The sequence below is a fragment of the Stenotrophomonas sp. LC732 genome, assembly GCF_052446685.1.
Classification (GTDB): Bacteria; Pseudomonadota; Gammaproteobacteria; order Xanthomonadales; family Xanthomonadaceae; genus Stenotrophomonas; species Stenotrophomonas muris.
Map to the genome: position 1 here is coordinate 386455 of NZ_CP199214.1, position 20998 is coordinate 407452.

Annotated in this window: 13 protein-coding genes and 2 pseudogenes; 12 read left to right on the plus strand and 3 right to left on the minus strand. The window is 68.0% G+C overall.

The features are described 5' to 3' along the window. Positions 1–87 precede the first annotated feature (87 nt). The 6 genes and pseudogenes from ACT6SE_RS01840 to ACT6SE_RS01865 all read left to right on the plus strand — a co-directional run bounded on the left by ACT6SE_RS01840 (position 88) and on the right by ACT6SE_RS01865 (position 12313). Positions 88–2652 (plus strand): fimbria/pilus outer membrane usher protein, encoded by a 2565-nt coding sequence (locus ACT6SE_RS01840; RefSeq protein ID WP_046428752.1) that lies wholly within the window; start codon positions 88–90, stop codon positions 2650–2652. Next, the gene (locus tag ACT6SE_RS01845; RefSeq protein ID WP_046428755.1) at positions 2643–3680 is read left to right on the plus strand and encodes a fimbrial protein; all 1038 of its coding nucleotides are present in this window, start codon (positions 2643–2645) and stop codon (positions 3678–3680) included. Before ACT6SE_RS01840 ends, ACT6SE_RS01845 begins: the two co-directional genes overlap by 10 nt. Positions 3681–3946: 266 nt before the next feature. After that, a pseudogene (gene wecB, locus ACT6SE_RS01850) lies at positions 3947–5130 on the plus strand (non-hydrolyzing UDP-N-acetylglucosamine 2-epimerase). Continuing rightward, positions 5127–7328, plus strand: coding sequence for a membrane protein (locus ACT6SE_RS01855; RefSeq protein ID WP_046428760.1), 2202 nt, complete (start codon positions 5127–5129; stop codon positions 7326–7328). Before wecB ends, ACT6SE_RS01855 begins: the two are co-directional and overlap by 4 nt. A 6-nt stretch (positions 7329–7334) precedes the next feature. Next, positions 7335–9482 carry a glycosyl transferase family protein gene (locus tag ACT6SE_RS01860; protein ID WP_046428763.1) on the plus strand — a complete coding sequence of 716 codons (2148 nt, stop codon included), beginning with the start codon at positions 7335–7337 and terminating at the stop codon, positions 9480–9482. Continuing rightward, positions 9479–12313, plus strand: a complete 2835-nt coding sequence (locus tag ACT6SE_RS01865) for an NfrA family protein (protein ID WP_046428766.1) — start codon at positions 9479–9481, stop codon at positions 12311–12313. The genes ACT6SE_RS01860 and ACT6SE_RS01865 overlap by 4 nt, the downstream gene beginning before the upstream one ends. Here the strand turns inward: ACT6SE_RS01865 and ACT6SE_RS01870 are convergent. From ACT6SE_RS01870 to ettA, 3 genes are all read right to left on the minus strand, one after another. Further along, a complete protein-coding gene (locus tag ACT6SE_RS01870) occupies positions 12307–13311 on the minus strand; it encodes a DUF4434 domain-containing protein (RefSeq protein ID WP_230548470.1) in 1005 nt (334 codons plus the stop codon). The genes ACT6SE_RS01865 and ACT6SE_RS01870 overlap by 7 nt on opposite strands. Positions 13312–13450: 139 nt before the next feature. Further along, positions 13451–14767, minus strand: coding sequence for an NCS2 family permease (locus tag ACT6SE_RS01875; protein WP_032962452.1), 1317 nt, complete (start codon positions 14765–14767; stop codon positions 13451–13453). A gap of 92 nt (positions 14768–14859) precedes the next feature. Beyond that, positions 14860–16524, minus strand: a complete 1665-nt coding sequence (ettA, locus tag ACT6SE_RS01880) for an energy-dependent translational throttle protein EttA (RefSeq protein ID WP_005415249.1) — start codon at positions 16522–16524, stop codon at positions 14860–14862. 254 nt (positions 16525–16778) lie between these two features. Between ettA and ACT6SE_RS01885 the strand changes: the two are divergent. From ACT6SE_RS01885 to nrdR, 6 genes and pseudogenes are all read left to right on the plus strand, one after another. Beyond that, positions 16779–17250: pseudogene (locus ACT6SE_RS01885) on the plus strand (RcnB family protein). Between the two features lie 235 nt (positions 17251–17485). Next, positions 17486–18739, plus strand: coding sequence for a serine hydroxymethyltransferase (gene glyA / locus ACT6SE_RS01890; protein WP_046428769.1), 1254 nt, complete (start codon positions 17486–17488; stop codon positions 18737–18739). A gap of 124 nt (positions 18740–18863) precedes the next feature. After that, positions 18864–19337, plus strand: a complete 474-nt coding sequence (locus ACT6SE_RS01895) for a hypothetical protein (RefSeq protein ID WP_046428771.1) — start codon at positions 18864–18866, stop codon at positions 19335–19337. Between the two features lie 6 nt (positions 19338–19343). Further along, positions 19344–19763: a hypothetical protein gene (locus ACT6SE_RS01900; RefSeq protein ID WP_046428774.1), complete on the plus strand. Its 420-nt coding sequence runs from the start codon at positions 19344–19346 to the stop codon at positions 19761–19763. 27 nt (positions 19764–19790) lie between these two features. Beyond that, entirely contained in the window at positions 19791–20240 is a 450-nt protein-coding gene (locus ACT6SE_RS01905; protein ID WP_032962449.1) for a hypothetical protein, read from the plus strand. A gap of 152 nt (positions 20241–20392) precedes the next feature. Further along, positions 20393–20914: a transcriptional regulator NrdR gene (gene nrdR, locus ACT6SE_RS01910; RefSeq protein ID WP_010481984.1), complete on the plus strand. Its 522-nt coding sequence runs from the start codon at positions 20393–20395 to the stop codon at positions 20912–20914. Positions 20915–20998 lie beyond the last annotated feature (84 nt).

Here is a 20998-nt window from a genome sequence, read left to right on the forward strand (position 1 = left end):
CCGCGCCGGCCATGGGCCTGCGCATCCCGCCACCGCCGCCGTGCGGCGAATTGAAGGAATGTCAGTGTGATCGGAAACAGATTGACATTGTCGATCCACCAGGCGATCTGCCTGCTGGTTGCTGGCGTGGCCTGCCCAGGATGGGCGCTGGCTGCGCCGGCCAATCTCGGCGAACAGGCGCTGATGGCGCAGAGCGGTGCGGCCAATGCGCGTGCACCCGAGTCGGCCCAGTTCAACTCCAGCTTCCTCTCCGGCCAGGCCAAGCAGGTCGACCTGGCCTCCTTCACCAATGGCAACCCGATGGTGGCTGGCACCTACCGTGTCGACGTCTACGTCAACGGTGGCTGGCAGGGCCGTCGCGATCTGCAGTTCAAGGCCGATGAGCAGGGCCGCGTCGACGCCTGCCTGCCGCTGCCGATGCTGGAAGAAATGGGTGTGGACAGCGAGGCCGTGCTGCTGCAGCAGGACCCGACGCTGCCGACCGACACGACCAGCTGCGTGCCGGTACAGCGGCGCATGGCCAATGCCTATGGCATCTATGACAGCGGCAACCTGCGCTACGACCTCAGCATCCCGCAGGTGTTCCTGCGCCGCGAGGCGCGCGGCTACGTCAATCCGTCGCTGTGGGACCGCGGCATCAACGCTGGCTTCGTCGGCTACAGCTTCAACGCCATCGACAGCGACAGCCGTGTTGAAGGGGGGCAGCGCAATCGCAGCGCCTACCTCGGCCTCAACGCCGGCCTGAACCTGGGAGGCTGGCAGTTCCGCCACGATTCCAACCTGACCTGGTCCGAAGGCAACGGCCGCCACTGGCAGAGCATTGCCACCTATGCGCAGCGCGGCATCCCGCAGGTGCGCGGCATGCTCACCATTGGTGAGGCCTACACCACGGGCGAGCTGTTCGATTCGATCGGCTACCGGGGTGCCAGCCTGGCCAGCGACGACCGCATGCTGCCCGATTCGCTGCGCGGTTACGCGCCGGTCGTGCGCGGTATTGCCGAAACCAACGCGCGCATCGAAGTGCGCCAGAACCAGCAGCTGATCTACTCCTCCACCGTATCGCCGGGCAGCTTCGTCATCGACGACCTGTACCCGACCGGCTACGGCGGCGACCTGGAAGTGAGCGTGATCGAGGCCGACGGCCGCCGCCGCGAATTCAAGGTGCCGTTCGGTTCTGTGCCGCAGATGCTGCGCGAAGGCGTGTCGCGCTACTCGCTGACCGCCGGCCAAGTGCGCAACAAGCTGCTGGCCGATGAGCCGTGGCTGGCGCAGGGTACCTACCAGCGTGGCATCGGCAACCAGTTGACCCTGTACGGCGGCAGCGCGCTGAGCGAAGGCTACCTGTCGCTGCTGTACGGTGTCGGCCTGTCCACGCGCGTCGGTGCCTTCGCTGCCGACGTCACCCATGCACGGACCTCGTTCGACCACTACGGCAGCCATGCCGGCGCCAGTGTGCGGCTGAGCTACAGCAACATGATCGGCGAGACCGGGACCAACCTGACCCTGGCCGCCTACCGCTACTCCACTGAAGGCTTCTACAGCCTGCAGGACGCGCTGTATGGCCGTGATTCGGACAAGCGCGGCATCGACCCGACCACCCGTGGCCGTCAGCGCAGCCAGTTCCAGGTAACGCTGAACCAGCCGCTGGGCCGACGTGGCGGTGCGCTGTACGTGACCGGCTCGGTGCGTGACTTCTACGACCGTTCCGGCACCTCCAAGCAGTACCAGGTGGGCTACAACAACGCCTGGCGCTCGGTGAACTACGGCTTCTCGGCGCTGCGCACCGAAGAAGGCGTGCTCGGCCGTTCCGATACCCAGTACCTGCTGTCGATGAGCGTGCCGCTGGGCCGGGGCACCCACCCGGTGTCGTTCAGCGCCGACCTTGGCGCGCGCGACCGCGGTGGCTACGACAACAGCCGCGTCGGCATCACCGGTTCGGCCGGCGTCGACAACAACTTCAGCTACGGCGTGGCCCTGTCCGATTCCCGCGAGGGTGGCACCACTGCGGTCGGCAATGCCGAGTACCGCAGCCGCTACTCGGCGTTGAACGCCACCTACAGCCACTCGCGTGATTTCCGCCAGGCGTCGGTCGGTGCCAACGGCAGCGTGGTCGTGCATCCGGGCGGCTTCACCTTCACCCCGCAGCGCGGCGACACCATGGTGCTGGTCGAAGCGCCGGGCGCGCGCGATGCGATCGTCAGCAACGCGCCGGGCCTGCGCGTCGATGGCCGCGGCTACGCCGTGGTGCCGTACGTGTCGCCGTACCGCCTCAACACCGTCACCCTCGATCCGCAGGGCATGGCCCACGACGTCGAACTGGAAAGCACCAGCCAGTCCATCGCGCCGTTCGCCGGTGCCATCAGCTACCTGCGCTTCGACACCCGCAAGGGCAACGCGCTGCTGATCCAGGTGCGCAACGCCGATGGCCGCAGCATGCCGTTCGGTGCGCAGGTCAAGGACGAACAGGGCCAGCCGGTCGGCATGGTCAGCCAGGGCGGCCGCCTGTACGTGCGCAGCGAGAAGAACCAGGGCCAGTTGCAGGTCGAGTGGGGCGCCGGTGCCGACCAGCGCTGCACCATTGATTACCAGGTACCGGCGGGCGCCGATGCGTCCAAGACCGGCTTCATCCCGCTGGAGGCAGCATGCCGATGATTTCTTCCCGTGGCCGCCAGGCGCTGGCCGCGCTGGCCGTACTGGGCGGCGTGCTGCTGGCGCAGCAGGCCAGCGCCGCCTGCCGCATCCAGAACAGCTGGTTCATCGCCCAGGACGTGACCATGGACATGGGCCAGATCGTGATCCTGCCCAGCACCCCGGTCGGCGGTGTGATCAAGGAAATCAGTGAACCGATCACCCAGCAGAACAGCGTTGCCCGCTGCGATTCCTGGACCGGCGGTCGTTCGATCGGTGAGTACGTCAACGCAGCGCAGAAGCGCCCCGTGGCCGGCTTCTCGAACGTCTATGAAACCGATGTGGCAGGCGTCGGCATCCGCCTGTACCGCGATTCGGGTGCGATCCAGACCTACTACCCGCACTCGATCAACTTCGGTGGCGGTTCCGTGGTCAGCCTCATCGGTGGCCAGTTCCGCATCCAGCTGATCAAGACCGCTGCGCAGACCGGTTCGGGCGTGATCGCGCCGAACGGCCGCTTCACCAACTACTACTTCGACGGCGATGGCCCCGGGCGCCCGGTACTGACCTCGACGTTCAAGGGCTCGGGCACCACCGTGGTCAGCCCGACCTGTGAAGTGCAGGCCGGCAGCCGCAACATTGCCGTCGATTTCGGCAGTGTGCCCAACACCACCTTCACTGGTGTCGGCTCCAAGGCCGTTGATCGCGACTTCGAAATCCGCCTGAACTGCCAGGGCAGCAACGTTGCCGCCTACCAGAGCAAGATCGGCATCCGCCTCGATGCCGACCAGGACAGCTCGAACATGCCGGGCGTGCTGAAGCTGAGCGCGGCCAGCAACAGTGCCACCCGCATCGGCATCCAGATGGTCCAGCGCGATGGCAGCACCGAGCGTGAAGTGCGCTTCGGCCAGACCATCAGCGTTGGCACCACCGCGCCGGGTACCAGCGTCATGGCGCTGCCGCTGCGCGCGCGCTACGTGCAGACCCAGGCCGGTACGGTGGGCGCGGGTGTCGCAAACGGCCAGGCCACGTTCACCATCCAGTACGAGTAAGGCCGCCCCGGCGGCGGCCCCTGCTGCGTTCCGCCGCAACGTCGCCCGGCTCACGGGCGGCGTTGACTGCGTCTTGATCCTGCAACGATGAAGATCGATGCCACGACGCGCATACAGACGCCTTAGTGTGATGTATGTCGCGAATTTGGAGTTTCCTCATGAGGTGACCGTCTCCTGCCTGCGGGTGCTGGACGGCAACGCCGAAAGGATCCAGACGTGGCTACTGCTGCTTGCCCCCTTCCGCGCCGGCTTTCGGGAGCGCTCCGGTGAAGGTCCTGTCGGTGTTCGGCACGCGACCGGAAGCCATCAAGATGGGGCCGCTGGTGCGCGCCCTGGCACACGCTGCGGATATCGAATCGGTGGTCTGCATCACCGGGCAGCACCGGGCGATGCTCGACCAGGTGATGGCGCTGTTCGAGATCACCGCCGACCATGACCTCGATGTCATGGTGCCCAACCAGACCCTCAATGGCCTGTGTTCCAGGCTGTTCGAACGGCTTGACGCGCTCTACACGCAGGTCCGCCCCGACTACGTGCTGGTGCATGGCGATACCACCACGGCGATGACCGCGGCCCTGGCCGCGTTCCATCACCGCATCCCGATCGGCCATGTCGAGGCCGGCCTGCGCACCGGCGACATCCACCGGCCGTGGCCGGAGGAGATGAACCGGCGGGTGATCGATGTGGTCGGCCATCAGTTGTATGCACCCACTTCCGGCTCGCGCGCCAACCTGGCCCGTGAGCACCTGGGCGGGCAGATCCTGGTCACCGGCAACACCGTCATCGATGCCCTGCAGCAGACCGTGCAGCGGCTGGATGCCGATCCGGCACTGCGTGCGCAGGCCGACGAACCCTTCCATATGCTCGAACCCGGCCGCCGGCTGCTGCTGGTCACCGGCCATCGCCGCGAGAGTTTCGGCCAGGGCTTCGAGGACATCTGCCGTGCGCTGGCCGAGCTGGCACGGCGGCCGGACCTGCAGGTGCTGTACCCGGTGCACCTCAACCCGAACGTGCAGGGCCCGGTCAATGCCCACCTCGGCAACCTCGACAACGTGCACCTGGTGCCGCCGCAGGATTACCTGCGCTTCGTGCGCCTGATGCAGCGCGCCGACGTCATCCTCACCGACTCCGGTGGCGTGCAGGAAGAAGCCCCGGCGCTGGCCAAACCGGTGCTGGTGATGCGCGATGTCACCGAACGGCCGGAGGCGGTCGAGGCCGGTGTGGTCACGCTGGTCGGCACTACGCCCTCGCGCATCGTCGATGCGGTCAACGCGGTGTTGGCACGCCCCCCGCAGCCGGCCCGCTTCGACCCCGATGCCAGCCCTTACGGGGATGGCCGCGCCAGCGCCCGCATCGTCGCCGCCCTGCGCGGTGCGCCCCTTCCCGAATTCTCGCCCGGCGTCCGCAGCAGCGGCGCCGTCCACCCCATCCACGCGAAGTGACGCCATGACCCAGACCGGCCGCTCTTCCCTGTTTGCATCCGCCGCTGCGTTCGTCCTGTCGGGCGTGGTTGGCAGTGCCCATGCCGCCGACAGCGTCGCCGGCCAGTTCACCGAATGGAGCAGCGACAGCACGGTGCACCGGCAGATGACCCTGCGCGAACTCGGTTTCCGCCAGCCACTGGTGCTGAGCGGGCAGGAGAGCCAGCGCGAGGTCTACCTGCCGGTGCCGGCCGGTGTGGCCACCCGCGACGCGCAGCTGCAGCTGGATGGGCGCTATGTGCGCGGCCACGCCGGGCGCACCTCGGGCCTGTGGTCGGTCGATGGCGACCCGATCGCGGCGCGTTCGATCACCGATGCCCAGGGCGATGCCAGCCAGCTGCTGGCCATCGATGGCGAACCCCGCCAGAGCGGCTTCGTACGGGTCGGCGTCGGCTGGTGGTCGATCGTGTCCGATTACCAGTGCGCCGACCAGAGCGCGCCGGCCAATGTGCTGCGGCTGTCGCCGGACTCGCGTTTCAGCTACCGCTTCGACGGCCGCGCCGTGGATACCGTGGCCAAGGCGTGGGGGGCGCTGCCACCGCGGGTGCGCCTGCTGGTGGATGGCAAGGCGCTGCAGGCACCGGCCTACGATGCGGCTTGGCGCATCGGTACCGCGTTGCAGGCCGGGGGCAAACAGGTGCAGGTGGTGGCCCTGCCCAAGGTCGGTGACAGCGTTGACCTGGCCGGTATCAGCATCCCGGCCAGCCTGCAGGGCGTGCCGGCCTACGCCGCGCTGGCCACGGGTGAGCGCGCGCATGCGATCAGGGATCTGGCCGAAGTCGGCGCGCTGCTGTCATTGCGCGACAGCGGGCCGTTGGCCGCCGATGTGATGATCGGCAGCGATGCACTGCGCGCCGGCGTGCGTGCGGCGCTGGATGCGCTGGCCGTACAGGTCGGCGCGGCGGGGGCCGATGCGGGCACCGCGTTCGCCGCGTGGCGCGGCACCGGCATGGGCGGCCTGGAAAAGCCCGCCGCCAACGCGTCGGTCAGCGTGGTGGCCGTGGCCGGGCGTCCGACGCTGGTGGTCGACCCGGCGGCGGCGGGCAAGGTCGCCGGGCTGCTCGCCGAGCAGTGGCGCAGCTATGCACTGGGCCGCAGCCTGCAGGTCAGCGCAGCGGGCACGCCCAGACTGGACGGTGACCAGGTACTGCTGAGCCGGCTCGGCAACATCACCGGCACCATGGATGTGGTGACCCGCGCCGACCGCAGCGCCAGCTTCGACCTCGGCGCACTGTCGGCCGATGGCCGCCTGCCCGAGCAGGTGGTGATCGATGTCTCGGCGGCCCCCAACGCGGCCGGGCAGGGCGCGGTCGCCACGATCTACCTCAACGATTACCTGTTGGGTGGCAAGGTGCTGTCGGCCAACGGCCAGCCGCAACGGCTGGTGGCCAAGGTGCCGGCCTACGCGCTGTCGGCACGCAACGAGATCCGTGTCAGCTTCCTGCGCCAGCCGGCGCGTCCCTACTGCCACGATCCGGCCACGGGCTATCCGGTCTCGATCCTGCCCAGCAGCCACCTGACCTTGGCCAAGCGTTCGCTGGGCAGTGACTTCGTGGGTGCCAGCAGCCAGCTGTCGCGCGGCAACCAGGTGTTCGTGCCCGGCACCTGGCTGCAGGATGCGCCGGCCTCGCTGGGCAAGGTCATCGCGGTGACCAGCGCAGTGGGCGCATCGCCGGAGGCATCGGAACTGAAGGTGGTCGAAGCCGGTGCCGTGGTCAGCCCGGGCGCGCCGTGGCTGGCGTTCGGCGTGGCGCCAGCCGGTGTCGATGTGGCCGGCCTGAAGGATGGCCACCTGCTGATCGGCGGCAAGCCGCAACCGCTGTTGGATGTGAGCGGGCTGGATCGTGCCGCGGTGGTGCAGGTGGGGTCGTCCGGTGGCCAGCTGGGCGTTGTTTACAGCGACCTCGGTGCGCAGTCACCGCCGTTCGGCGCCCCATTCCGTTTGCTGCGGGGCGATCTCGCCGTGCTCGACGGCAGTGATGCCGTGCGCGAATTCGACCGCCAGGATCCCTACGGCACGCGTATCGCGCAGGACGGCAACCCGCAATCGAAGTGGGAACGGCACATGGTCTGGCTGCTGCTGCTGGTCGGCGTGATCGTGTTCGCGCTGCTGGCCGCCCGCGTCACCCAGGTGCGTCGCCGCAAGTCCGCCAACACAGGGCACTGATCCACCGTGGACGGTCTGTTCTGGAACATCCAGCTGGCCAACTACTACGCCGCCCTGGAAACCACGGCGGCGGCGGTGGCCGTGCTGATCCTGATCTCCAGCCTCGATGACCTGTTCATCGATGTCTGGTACTGGGTACGCGAGAGCTGGCGCGCGCTCACGATCAAGCGCCGCGATGCCTACCGGCCGCTGACCCAGGACGACCTGCTGCAGCGCCCGCAGCAGCCGCTGGCGATCATGGTGCCGGCGTGGATGGAGTACGACGTCATCGCGCAGATGGTGGAGAACATGATCAACGTGCTCGATTACCGCGAGTACGTCGTGTTCGTCGGCACCTATCCCAACGACCAGCAGACCATCGATGAGGTCGAGCGCATGCGTCGCCGCTACAAGCGCCTGCGCCGCGTGGAAGTGCCACACGACGGGCCGACCAGCAAGGCCGACTGCCTGAACTGGCTGATCCTGGCGATCTTCGACTACGAGAAGCGCCACGACATCGAGTTCGCCGGGGTGATCCTGCACGACAGCGAGGACGTGCTGCATCCGATGGAACTGCGCTTCTACAACTACCTGCTGCCGCGCAAGGACATGATCCAGCTGCCGGTCACCTCGCTGGACCGCGAGTGGTATGAGCTGGTTGCCGGTGTCTACATGGACGAATTCGCCGAATGGCACGCCAAGGATCTGGTCGTGCGTGAAAGTGTTTCCGGCATGGTGCCATCGGCGGGCGTCGGTACCTGCTTCTCGCGGCGCGCGCTGCTGGCGCTGAGCGCGCAGACCGACAACCAGCCCTTCAACACCGACAGCCTCACCGAGGACTATGACGTCGGTGCGCGGCTGGCGGCGATGGGCATGCAGTCGATCTTCGCCCGCTTCCCGGTGCAGTTCCGCGTGCGTCGCCCGTCCTGGTTCGGCTGGGGGCCGGTGCGCGAGCGCACCCAGCAGATGGCGCTGTGCGTGCGCGAGTACTTCCCCGACAACTTCCGTGCCTCGTACCGGCAGAAGGCGCGCTGGGTGCTGGGCATCGGCCTGCAGAGCTGGGAGTCGCTGGGCTGGCGTGGCTCGCTGGCCACCAAGTACCTGCTGGCGCGCGACCGCAAGGGCATCATCACCTCGTTCGTCAGCATCATTGCCTACCTCATCTTCCTGCAGCTGCTGTTGTTCTGGCTGCTGAAGATGTCCGGGGTGTGGACGATGCAGTTTCCCAGCGTGTTCCAGGCCGGTACCTGGCAGATGAACGTCGCGCTGCTGACCACCGCAGCGCTGGCCACCCGCGTCGTGCAGCGCTTCTACTTCGTCAACCGGCTGTACGGCTGGGAGCATGCCTTGATGTCGATCCCGCGGATGGTGGTCGGCAACATGATCAATTTCATGGCCACCGCGCGTGCGTGGAAGGTGTTCCTGGCTTACCTGCTGTTCGGCAAGCGCATGGTCTGGGACAAGACCATGCACGACTTCCCGGATGCGGCGCAGCTGGTGCAGACGCGCAAGCAGCTCGGCGAGCTGTTGACCACCTGGCAGGCGGTGGAGCCGGAGCGCCTGCAGCAGGCGCTGGACCAGCAGCACGCCGGCCGGCAGCAGCCACTGGGCCGCATCCTGCTCACCCAGGGGTGGCTGGATGATGAAACGCTGGCCGAGGCGATCGCCTTCCAGGGCGACCTGCCTCGTGCGGTGATCGACGTGGACTACCTGCGCGCCTTCCACTTCCCGGTCAGTGCCGATGCCTGCGTGCAATGGCGCATGTTGCCGCTGCCACCGCGCCAGCAGGGCACCCTGCGGCTGGCCGTGGCCAGCCCATTGCCCGAAGAAGCGTTGGCGCTGCTGAAGCAGGAAACCCGCAGCGAGCACATCGAACAGAGCATTGCCCGCGAAAGCGAAATCAACGCAGGCCTGCGCCTGATCGGCGGCGACCGGCACTGGCAGCTGGACAACGTGCCGCTGCTCGGGGACCTGCTGGTGGAGATGCGCCTGATCGATCACGCGCGCTTCGAGATCGCACTGGATGCCTACAAGCCGCAGCGCGATGGCCGCATCGGCGATTACCTGGTCAAGCAGGGCGTCACCACCGAGGACGCCGTCGCCCAGGCCATGCAGGAGCAGCGCCGGCGTGCGGCCGTGCTGCAGTCGCCGCCTCCCGGAGCCTTGCCGGCATGAAGACCACGCTGCTGTCCACCGTCATTGCCGTGGCACTGGCCACGGCCGCCACGCCGGTACTGGCACAGGCCGATGCGGCCCTGCCGCTGTCCGGCGCTGCATATCGCGTCGCCGAGCAGGCCTTCACCGCTTACGAGCGCGGCGACTATCAAGCGGCTTACCAGCAGTCCACCGAAGCGATCCGGCTGCGCCCGGACGTGGTGCGGCTGCGCCTGTTGCAGATCTACGCGCTGCAGAAACTGGGCCGGCCGGCGGAGGCCCAGCAGCAGGCACGTCGTGCACTGGATGCGGGGTTGAAGGATCCGGCGTTGCCGGCGCTGGCCGCTGCCACCGCTGCGCGCAGCACGCCTCCGGATGCCAGGAGCGGGCGCGCACCCTCCCCACCGCGCGTGGCTGGCAGCGGCGCAGACCGCGCCAGGCAGCAGGCCTACGCGCTGGCCACCGAGGCCTACGCCGCTTATGACGCCGGGCGGATGGGAGAGGCAGCCAGCAAGGCCGAGCAGGCCTTCCGGCAGCAGCCAACGCAGGGCGCCTGGGCGATGCTGTGGGTGGCCGCGCTGGAAGCACAGCAGCAGCCCGAACAGGCCGACGCCGCCATTGCCACCGCGCTGCAGCTGGGCGCGCCGAATGTCGAGGCATTGCGCGCACGGCGCGTGGCGCTGGATCGACAGCGCGCGCTGCTGCAGGCCCAGCAGGCGTACCGGTCGCTGTCCACGCAGGATGATGCCGCGGCCGTTGCGCAGGCACGTGCCGCTGTCGAGCTGGCACCGGAGGTGGCGACGTACCGGTTGCTGCTGATTACCGCGCAGCTGCAGCAGGGGCAGCTGGCCGACGCCGAGCGCAGTGCCGACCAGGCGTTGCAGGCCGACGGCCAGGATCTCAATGCGCGGGTGATGCGCGGCTACCTGCGCCAGCGCCAGGGCAACAGCCTGCTGGCCAATGAAGACTTCGACGCCGCACTCGCCGCGCCGGGGTCAACCATGCAGCAGCGCAACGTGCGCCTGCTGGCCGTGGATGCGGCCCTGGCCGCTGGGGACCGCACACGTGCGGGTGCACTGCTGGCGCCGCTGCGCGCGGCATTGCCAGCAGATGCCAGCGATGCACGCGCGCAGCAGCTGCTGCAGCAGGGCATCGAGCAGCGCGCCAAGGCGGTCCGTTCCAGTCGCGAGCGTCCGCGCATGAGCGCGCAGACCTATCCGGCGCCGTTCCAGCACTGCCAGTCTGGCGACAGCGGCAACCGTTGCGAGTTGATGCCGGCCGACCTGCAGGGCGACGGTGGTGCCGCACAGCGTGCCTACGCGGCCTACGCGCGCCGGGACTATGCCGAGGCCATCGGCGAGGCGCGGCAGGCCGTGCAGCTCGCACCGGAGGACGCGGGCCTGCAGGGGCTGCTGACCAGCACGCTGGCGGCAGGCAACCGCAGCCAGCAGGACGAAGCACGGCAGCGCCTGGATGCGGCGCTGGCACAGCGCCCTGACGATGCGGAGGCGCTGATGCAGCGCGGCTACCTCAACCAGAAGGCGCACGAGCCGGCGCGCGCACTGGCCGACTTCCGTGCCGCCGAGGCCACCGGCAGGGCACCAAAGGGCGTGGTGCTTGACCAGGCCTACGCCAGCGCGGCCAACGGCGATCACCCGCAGGCGGTGACCCTGCTGCGGACGGCCATTGATCGTGCCGATGCCGGCGAGCTGCCACTGGATGCGCACCAGCGCTACAACGTGCGCAATGCCATCGCCAACTATTCGCGCGAGTGGGGCGTGATCGCCTCGGCCGGCTTCCGTGGCGCGCGCCAGGCGGCGACCAATGTCGGCGGCGCGGCGATCAGTACGCCGGGTGATTCGGTGTTCAGCACGCTTGAAGCGTTCTGGCGCCCGCCGGCTTTCAATGACCAGCACGGCACGCTGGAGCTTTACGCGCGGCTGCTCAACACCCTGTACGACGAGGGTGGCACCTACGAGTCGATCCGCGCCGTGGACCCGTGCACCGGCGAATCGACGCCCGATGCACGCGCGCGCGCCGAACGGCTCAGCCGCTCGCGTTCCACCACCGGCTGGCCGTCCACCATCGCCTCGTTCGGCCTGCGCTACGCCTTCGGCCAGACCGGCCTGAGCGCCGGCATCGAGCGTCGCCAGTTCCTCGGCAGCGCCACCCGCACGGGCGATGTCTACCCCGCTTCGGCGGCCGTGCAATGCAGCCTGCAGCTGGCCCGCAACCCGCCACTGGAAGCCAGCACACTGGCCCGCTACCGCCTGGCCAGCGGTTCCGGTGGCTGGATGTCCTACCTGACCTACGGCTATTACCACGGCACCGACCTGCGCACCGACGTGAATCAGTGGTGGATGGTCAGTGGCTACGCGCAGGGCGGTTACACGTGGGATGACAACAGCGCGCATTTCACCCTCGACGCACTCGATGCCAATGGCGCGCCGGTGCGCCGGGTGGGCGATGCCAACGGGCGCCTGCATCGCGAACAGTGGTTCGCTGCCGGTGAACTGCGTGCCGGCCGCAGCTTCCGCTTTGGTGCCGGGCAGACCCACTGGGTGGTCACGCCGTATGTGGTGGTGGGGGCGGACTGGCTCGACCAGCGCTCGCGGGTGCGCGACATCCGCTACCCGCTGTTCCCGGCGCAGTCGTTCGCACTCAACGATACGCAGCGCAGCTGGTCACTCGGCGCAGGGCCGGGCGTGGGCGTGCGCTACTGGTTCCGCGAAGACCACTACAACACGCCGCGTTCCTACCTGGACCTGACCGTGCAGTACCGCTTCGCGATCGGCGGCGGTGATACGCAGCGCGCCAAGGGCCTGTTCGCGACCGCCATCCTCTCCTACTGAGGCAGGCCCCAACGTCGTCGCAGCGCCGCGGCCTGCGGCGTGTCCTGGGTCAGCCACGGCTCCAGTGCATAGACCAGCACGTGCTGCGCACCGCTGTCGTGCGCCCACGCCAGCTGCCGCTGGATGCGCGCGGCATCTGCGGTTTCGCCCTTGAACGCGCTGCCGTCGGCGGGGCTGCCGGGCAGTTCGCGGAACAGTTCGACGATCGCATCGAACCCGATGCCCTGTGCCCGGAAATGGCCGAGCAGCGGTTGCAGCTGCTGCACGTTGCCGGCGCCGGCCACCCCCACGCCGTCCTGCACCATCGGCCGCAGCGCGGCCCGTGCCAGCACCGCCTGCCACAGCGCGACCAGGTCGCCGTCGGTCTGCAGGCGGCTGAAGTAGCAGGAGATCGCACAGTCACCGCCGCGCGCGCTGGCGGCCTGCGCCAGCCCGTGCAGCCACTGCGCCAGCCATTGCTGGCGGGCCGGATCGGCCCAGTGGAACTGCTCCAGTTCGTAGGGCAGGTACCAGCCGCCGAAGGCGGGCTGCTGCGCCCACGGCGCCTGTGCCAACCAGCTGCGCGCGTGCGCCAGGCTGTCGGCCAGGAACGCCTGCAGCGTGGCGTCGTCGGCGCCGATGGCCTGCCACCAGCGTTGCTGGAAGGGCAGGCCAACGCGGATGCGGATGTCGTTCTCGCTGGCGGCGGTGAACAGCTGCTGCAGGTTGCTGTCCGGCAGCGACCAGTCGCCATCGCTGCCACCGACGATGCCGGTCCACTGCAGCACCAGCTGCCGGCAGCCCAGCGCGTGGGCAAGCTTCAACGAACGTTGCCAGTCGGCCGGGCCCCACTGCAGATGGCTGCGCCAGGGCTGCAGGAAGGTGCCATCCACCTGCACCGGCAGCGAACAGCCGGGCAGGGTGGCGAGCGTAGCGGCCAACGGCGCCAGCACTGCCGCGCGCAGCAACCGGCGGCGCAACGGCGAAGACGGATCCGTGGGAAGGTCGGGCCGAACCATGCCCGCATCATCCCAGAGCACCGTGGGTGGGAGGTGAACCCCGCGCCGGGTGGTGCCGGCCGCTGGCCGGCATCGTGCCCCGGGTGGCAGGTGAATCACCATCCGGTAGTGCCGGCCGCTGGCCGGCATCGCGCCCCGATTATTCCAACGCGTAGCGCAGCGCGAACAGCACCGCCACCAGCCACACCGCCGGATGCACTTCGCGCCAGCGGCCGGTGCCGGCCTTCAGCGCCGCATACGCGATGAAGCCAAACGCCAGGCCATTCGCGATGGAGTAGGTGAACGGCATCGCCAGGGCACACAGTGCGGCCGGCACCGATTCGGTCAGGTCGCTCCAGTCCACGTCCACCAGTTCGCGCAGCATCAGGCCGGCCACGAACAGCAGCGCCGGTGCGGTGGCATAGCCGGGCACCATCGCCGCCAGCGGCGAGAACAGCAGTGCGGCCAGGAACAGTGCCGACACCACCAGTGCAGTCAGGCCGGTGCGGCCGCCCACCTGCACGCCCGAGGCGCTTTCAGCGAACGCGGTAGTGCTGCTGGTGCCCAGCAGCGAACCGGCCACGATCGCCGTGCTGTCGGCCAGCAGCGCGCGGCCGAAACGCTTCTGCGCGCCCGGCAGTTTCAGCAGTCCGGCGCGACCGACCACGCCATACAGGGTGCCGGTGGCATCGAACACTTCCACCAGCACGAACACCAGCACCACCTGCAGCAACACAGCGATCGGCGCGCCACCGTTGTGGTGCAGCAGGCCCGGCAGGTCCAGCTGCAGGAAGGTCGGCGCCAGGCTCGGCGGCAGCGAGACCAGGCCCTGGTACTGCACGTCGCCCAATGCCCAGCCCGCGCCGGTCACCGCCAGGATGCCGATCAGGATCGCGCCACGGATACGGCGCGCTTCCAGCACCGCGATCAGCAGGAAGCCGGCCAGTGCCAGCAGCGGCGGCGCCGTGTTCAACGGGCCCAGCGCCACCAGCGTGTCTTCATTGCCGACGATCACGCCGGACTTCTGCAGCGCGATGATCGCCAGGAACAGGCCGATGCCGGCCACGATCGCCGAGCGCAGCGACGAAGGAATGCCCGACACCAGCCACGCCCGCACACCGGTCAGCGACAGCACCAGGAACACCAGGCCGGAGATGAATACCGCGCCCAGTGCCTGCTGCCACGGCAGGCCGGCGGCACCGACCACGGTGAAGGCGAAGAACGCGTTCAGGCCCATGCCCGGTGCCATGCCGACCGGGAAGTTGGCCGCCAGTGCCATCACCGCCGAACCCAGCGCCGCGGCCAGGCAGGTGGCCACGAACACCGCACCCGCGTCCATGCCGGTGGTGCCGAGGATCTCGGGGTTCACGAAGACGATGTAGGACATCGTCAGGAAGGTGGTGACACCGGCCAGCAGCTCGGTACGCACGGTGGTGCCGTGCTGCTGCAGCTGGAACAGGCGCTCGAACAGGGACATGGGGCTTCTCGCGACAATAAGGTGTCACGACCAACGGTCGTGACCTACCCGAATGCAGAACGGCCGCGCAGAGCGCGGCCGTTCTTCCTTTCTTACTTCAGCGCCTTGAAGCGCAGGCGCTTCGGCGCGGCATCGTCGCCCATGCGACGCTTCTTGTCTTCCTCGTACTCGCGGTAGTTGCCCTGGAAGAACTCCACGTGCGAGTCGCCTTCGAAAGCGATGATGTGCGTGGCGATGCGGTCCAGGAACCAGCGGTCGTGCGAGATCACGAAGGTGTTGCCCGGGAACTCCAGCAGCGCGTCTTCCAGCGCACGCAGCGTTTCGATGTCCAGGTCGTTGGACGGTTCGTCGAGCAGCAGCACGTTGCCGCCCTGCAGCAGGGTCTTGGCCATGTGCAGGCGGCCACGCTCACCACCGGACAGCGAGCCGACCATCTTCTGCTGGTCCTGGCCCTTGAAGTTGAAGCGGCCGATGTAGGCGCGCGACTGGATCTCGATGCCGTTGATGTTGAGGATGTCCAGGCCACCGGCGATTTCCTGGAAGACGTTGTGGTTGCCTTCCAGCTTGTCGCGGCTCTGGTCCACGTAGGACAGCTGCACGGTCGGGCCGATCACGATCTCGCCCGAATCCGGCTTCTCCTGGCCGGTGATCATCTTGAACAGCGTCGACTTGCCGGCGCCGTTCGGGCCGATGATGCCGACGATCGCGCCCGGCGGAATCAGCATCGACAGGTTGTCGATCAGCAGGCGGTCGCCGAACTTCTTGGAGACGTTCTTGAACTCCATCACCATGTTGCCCAGGCGCTCGCCCGGCGGGATGAAGATTTCGTTGGTCTCGTTGCGCTTCTGGTAATCCTGCGACTGCAGCTCTTCCAGGCGGGCCAGACGGGCCTTGCCCTTGGAGCGGCCGCCCTTGGCGTTCTGGCGCGACCACTCCAGTTCCTTCTGGATCGCCTTCTGGCGGGCCTTTTCCTGGTTCTCTTCCTGCTTCAGGCGCTCATCCTTCTGCACCAGCCATTCGGTGTAGTTGCCCTTCCACGGAATGCCGCGGCCGCGGTCCAGTTCCAGGATCCACTCGGCGGCGTTGTCCAGGAAGTAGCGATCGTGGGTGACGGCCACCACGGTGCCGGTATAGCGCGCCAGGAACTGTTCCAGCCATTCCACCGACTCGGCGTCGAGGTGGTTGGTCGGTTCGTCGAGCAGCAGCATGTCCGGCTTCTGCAGCAGCAGGCGGCACAGTGCGACGCGGCGCTTTTCACCGCCGGACAGGTTGGCGATCTTGGCATCCCACGGCGGCAGGCGCAGCGCATCGGCAGCCACGTCCAGCTGGTTTTCCAGGGTGTGCGCGTCGCCGGCGGCCAGGATCGCCTCGAGGCGCTCCTGTTCCTTGGCCAGCGCGTCGAAGTCGGCGCCTTCCTCGGCGTAGGCGGCGTACACCGCCTCCAGCGCGGCCTGGGCCTGCAGCACTTCGCCCACGCCTTCCTCGACCGACTCGCGCACGGTCTTGTTCGGGTCCAGTTCCGGTTCCTGCGCCAGGTAACCGACCTTGATGCCGGGCTGCGGGCGGGCTTCACCCTCGAAATCGGTGTCCACGCCGGCCATGATCTTCAGCACGGTGGACTTGCCGGCGCCGTTCAGGCCCAGCAGGCCGATCTTCGCGCCCGGGAAGAAGGACAGGGAAATGTCCTTGATGATCTGCCGCTTGGGCGGGACCACCTTGGACACGCGGTTCATGGTGTAGATGTATTGCGAGGACATGCGGTCTCCGTAGGCGCGGCCCTGCGCCCGACCCGTCACGGGAACATCCCGTTGCGGCAGCGGGCACAGACTGGAATGGAATACCGCCAATTATAGCCGGAACCGGTTCCGGCCCGCGCCCGGCCGGAGCCGCGCAGGCTGGCCGTGGCCTGAATACTCCGTCACAGTCCTGCAGCGGGAAGCGTTTCCAGCCGGAAACGGTTCAGATCGGTTGCGCAATATGGGCTCACCACCCACCCAAGCAGAGGTCTGACATGCGCATCAATCGAGTAATGGCCGGCGCCGTGGCCTCTGTGCTGGCGCTGGGCGCCGTGACCCCCGGCCTTCGCCGACAACGACCATCGCCGCGACCACGACCGCCGCGAGTGGCGCGAGGATCGCCGTGAGTGGCGCCAGGACCGCCGCGACTGGGAGCGCGACCGCCGCGAGGCCCGGCGCGACTGGGAACGCGACCGCCGCGACTGGCACCGTGACCATGATCGCTACTACCGCCCGGCACCGCCGCGCGTGGTCTATCGCCCGGCCTATGGCCCGGGCTATGGCTGGAAGGTCGGCCACCGCTACCGCGACTACTACCGCGGCCCGGTCTACGTGGTGAACGACTACCCGCGCTACAACCTGCGCCGCCCGCCGTACGGCCATCAGTGGATCCGGGATGATCGCGGCAACATGCTGCTGGTGGCCATCGCCACCGGTGTGATCGCCCAGTACGTGCTCAGTCGCTGAGGATCGCGGCCGGGGTCGGATCCCTTTCCAACGGAAAGGGCTCTGACCCTTGCGCTGATGGGGTCGGATCCCTTTCCAACGGAAAGGGCTCTGACCCCACAACATCAATCGAAACCATACGGGGCCGGATTCCTTCGGGGATGCCGGCCCCGTCCGTTTCGGCCCCAGCGGGCCAGTGCGGAGCTACAATCGAGGGCTGAGCCGTACCCCTTTTCCCTGCCTGCTGGAGTACCCGATGTTCCCGCGTGACGTCCGCATCGAATCCTACGATCCCGAACTGGCCAAGGCCATCGCCGCTGAGACCCAGCGCCAGGAAGACCACGTCGAGCTGATCGCCAGCGAGAACTACACCAGCCCGGCGGTGATGGAAGCCCAGGGCAGCCAGCTGACCAACAAGTACGCCGAAGGCTACCCGGGCAAGCGCTACTACGGTGGCTGCGAATACGTGGACATCGCCGAGCAGCTGGCGATCGACCGCCTGAAGCAGCTGTTCGATGCGGACTATGCCAACGTGCAGCCGCACAGCGGTTCGCAGGCCAACCAGGCCGTGTACTTCGCCCTGCTGCAGCCGGGTGACACCATCCTCGGCATGAGCCTGGCCCACGGTGGCCACCTCACCCACGGCGCCAAGGTCAATGCCTCGGGCAAGCTGTTCAACGCCGTGCAGTACGGCGTCAACGACCAGGGCCTGATCGATTACGACGAAGTCGAGCGCCTGGCCCTGGAGCACAAGCCGAAGATGGTCGTGGCCGGCTTCTCGGCCTACTCGCAGGTGATCGACTGGGCGCGCTTCCGCGCCATCGCCGACAAGGTCGGCGCCTACCTGTTCGTCGACATGGCCCACGTCGCCGGCCTGGTCGCCGCAGGCGTCTACCCGAGCCCGCTGGAACACGCCCACGTGGTCACCTCGACCACCCACAAGACCCTGCGCGGCCCGCGCGGCGGCATCGTCATCGCCAAGGGCGCCGACGAAGACCTGGTCAAGAAGCTGCAGTCGATCGTGTTCCCGGGCATCCAGGGCGGTCCGCTGATGCACGTCATCGCCGGCAAGGCCGTGGCCTTCAAGGAAGCGCTGGAGCCGGGCTTCAAGGCCTACCAGCAGCAGGTGGTGAAGAACGCCCAGGCGATGGCCAATACGCTGATCGCGCGTGGCTACAAGATCGTCTCCGGCGGCACCCAGAACCACCTGATGCTGGTGGACATGATCGGCAAGGACGTGTCCGGCAAGGACGCGGAAGCCGCGCTGGGCAAGGCCCACATCACCGTCAACAAGAACTCGGTGCCGAACGACCCGCGTTCGCCGTTCGTGACCTCGGGCCTGCGCCTGGGTACGCCGGCGGTGACCACCCGTGGCTACGTCGAACAGGACTGCGTGGATCTGGCCAACTGGATCGCCGACGTGCTCGACGCACCGAACGATGACGCGGTCATCGCCCGCGTGCGCGACGCCGTCAGCGCGCAGTGCCGCAAGTACCCGGTCTACGGCTGATCGGGGCCGGGGTCAGAGCCCTTTCCTGGCGGAAAGGGATCCGACCCCGCCTTCCGGATCGACGCAGGGGTCGGATCCCTTCCCGCAGGGAAGGGCTCTGACCCCGTCATCAGGAATCCCGCGCATGGATGAGCGCCGCCTCAAGTACCTGTACATCGCACTGGCGGTGCTGTTCGGCCTGCCCAGCCTGTTCTTCGGCGGTGCCGGCGCCTGCATCGCCGTGGTCATGGGCGTGATCGGGCTCGTATCGCTGGACGCGGACAAACTGTGGTTTGCCGTCGGCATGTTCGCGTGGGGATCGTGCGCGATCGCCGGCCTCGTGGCCTGGGTCGCACTCAGCATCGTCTGGCTGCGCGATGGCGCACGCGGGCTGCACATGGCATCACGCCGCTGGTGGCTGCTGCTGGGCCTGGGCGTGCTGGCGGGCCTGCCCCTGCTGGCGATGGCGCTGTACTACTTCGCCGAGCTGGGTCCGTCCGTGCTCAGCGGGCTGTTCGCCGGGCCGTCCCTGCTGGTGCCCACCGGTATGTTGATCCTCCTGCGGCTGCGTGCCGACGCCATGGGCGAGCCATCCGGCCCGGCACGGTCAAAGGAGTAGGCCCGCGTGGATGAGCGCCGCGCCCGGTATCTGTATGCCATCCTGGCGGTGGTCTTCGGCCTGCCCAGCCTGGTGGTGGGCGGTGCTGTAGCGACGATGCTGCTGCTGATGGGGCTGGGCCAGTTCGGTCATGGCACGCTGGCCTCGGTGACGGTGATGCCGCTGTGGGGCCTGGCCGGCATTGCCGGTTGCCTGGCCTGGTTGTGGCTCAGCGCGGGTTTTCTGCTGCAGGGGCGTGCCGGGCTGCACGTGCACCGCCTCTGGTGGTGGATGCTGCTGGCGGGCGGTCTCGCCGCCTTGCCCCCGCTGGGGCTGGCGCTGTGGTGGGGCATCGCCGTGCATGCCGAAGGCATCGGCTTGTTGCTGCTGGGCCCGTCGATGCTGGTGCCGGCTGCGATGCTGGTGTGGATCAAACGCCGCGCATGACGTGGCCCATGGAAGGACATCGAACGCATGGATGAGCGTCTGCACAAACGCTGGATGGCGATCGCCGGCCTGCTGGTGGGCCTGCCCACCGTGGCGGCAGGCGGCACGGGTGCCGTGCTGGGGCTGATGGTCGTATGGGACGGCAAGTACCTGACGGGCGACGAGCACACGTGGTTGCTGCTGTGGTCGTCGGCTGGAATCATCGGCCTGCTGTCGTGGTTGTGGCTGAGCGGCCTGTTCCTGTGGCGCGGTGTTGCCGGCCTGCGCCAATCACCGGTTGTCGCCTGGGTCGGCCTTGCGCTGGGGGTGCTGGCCGCGTTGGCCGTGGTCGCCGCCGCGTTGTACTTCACCTTCAAGCATGGGGAAATCTCGACCCTGGCCTTCCTTGGGTTCGGCCCGCCGCTGCTGGTGATGGCCGGGCACCTGGCGTGGCTGCGCTGGGCACGCGCGGCCCCGGTGCCGTCGGCACCTGGTTGAACGTCTGGTCCTGCTGACCTCACTGGACGCTCTGGTTGGCCGAAATGCAGGTACTTCCGCGCAGACAGCATTTGCCGCTGCGCCCTTTCTCAGGTACCTTTGCGACGCTGCCATGACCGTGGCAATAGGTACTTTCCTGAGCCAGGCGTTCCATGCACTGCCCCTTCTGCCAACATGCCGATACCCGGGTCATCGACTCGCGCGTCTCTGAAGACGGCGCGACGATCCGTCGTCGGCGTGAATGTGAAGCCTGCGGCGAGCGCTTCAGCACCCTGGAAACGGTCGAACTGAAGCTGCCGGCCATCGTCAAGAGCGATGGCACGCGCGAGGCGTTCGACCAGCGCAAGGTCCGCGCTGGCTTCGACCGCGCGCTGCAGAAGCGTGCGGTGGCCGAAGACAAGATCGAAGCAGCGGTGCGTGCGGTGGTTCACCAGCTGCGCATCAGCGGCGAGCGCGAAGTGCCCTCGATCAAGGTCGGCGAGTTCGTGATGAACGAACTGCGCAAGCTCGATCATGTCGGCTACGTGCGCTTCGCTTCGGTCTACCGCAGCTTCGAGGACGTGGCCGATTTCCGCGAGGAGATCGAGAAGCTCGAGCGCGACCTGCCGTCCAGTACCGAACAGCTGCAGCTGCTGGGCGATGTGATCGCCCTGACCAAGAAGAAGAAGGGCTGACTGCCTCTGCCTTGGGGGTGCCAACCTTGGTGGGCACCGGTGGCCGCATTCACTGGTGGGTGCCAACCGTTGGTTGGCACTGAC

What these genes read in the sequence shown, in the direction of transcription:
- ACT6SE_RS01845 (WP_046428755.1), top strand. Translation starts at nt 2,643, where the DNA reads ATGCCGATGATTTCTTCCCGTGGCCGCCAGGCGCTGGCCGCGCTGGCC.
- ACT6SE_RS01855 (WP_046428760.1), top strand. Translation starts at nt 5,127, where the DNA reads ATGACCCAGACCGGCCGCTCTTCCCTGTTTGCATCCGCCGCTGCGTTC.
- ACT6SE_RS01865 (WP_046428766.1), top strand. Translation starts at nt 9,479, where the DNA reads ATGAAGACCACGCTGCTGTCCACCGTCATTGCCGTGGCACTGGCCACG.
- ACT6SE_RS01870 (WP_230548470.1), bottom strand. Translation starts at nt 13,311, where the DNA reads ATGGTTCGGCCCGACCTTCCCACGGATCCGTCTTCGCCGTTGCGCCGC.
- ACT6SE_RS01875 (WP_032962452.1), bottom strand. Translation starts at nt 14,767, where the DNA reads ATGTCCCTGTTCGAGCGCCTGTTCCAGCTGCAGCAGCACGGCACCACC.
- ettA (WP_005415249.1), bottom strand. Translation starts at nt 16,524, where the DNA reads ATGTCCTCGCAATACATCTACACCATGAACCGCGTGTCCAAGGTGGTC.
- glyA (WP_046428769.1), top strand. Translation starts at nt 17,486, where the DNA reads ATGTTCCCGCGTGACGTCCGCATCGAATCCTACGATCCCGAACTGGCC.
- ACT6SE_RS01895 (WP_046428771.1), top strand. Translation starts at nt 18,864, where the DNA reads ATGGATGAGCGCCGCCTCAAGTACCTGTACATCGCACTGGCGGTGCTG.
- ACT6SE_RS01905 (WP_032962449.1), top strand. Translation starts at nt 19,791, where the DNA reads ATGGATGAGCGTCTGCACAAACGCTGGATGGCGATCGCCGGCCTGCTG.
- nrdR (WP_010481984.1), top strand. Translation starts at nt 20,393, where the DNA reads ATGCACTGCCCCTTCTGCCAACATGCCGATACCCGGGTCATCGACTCG.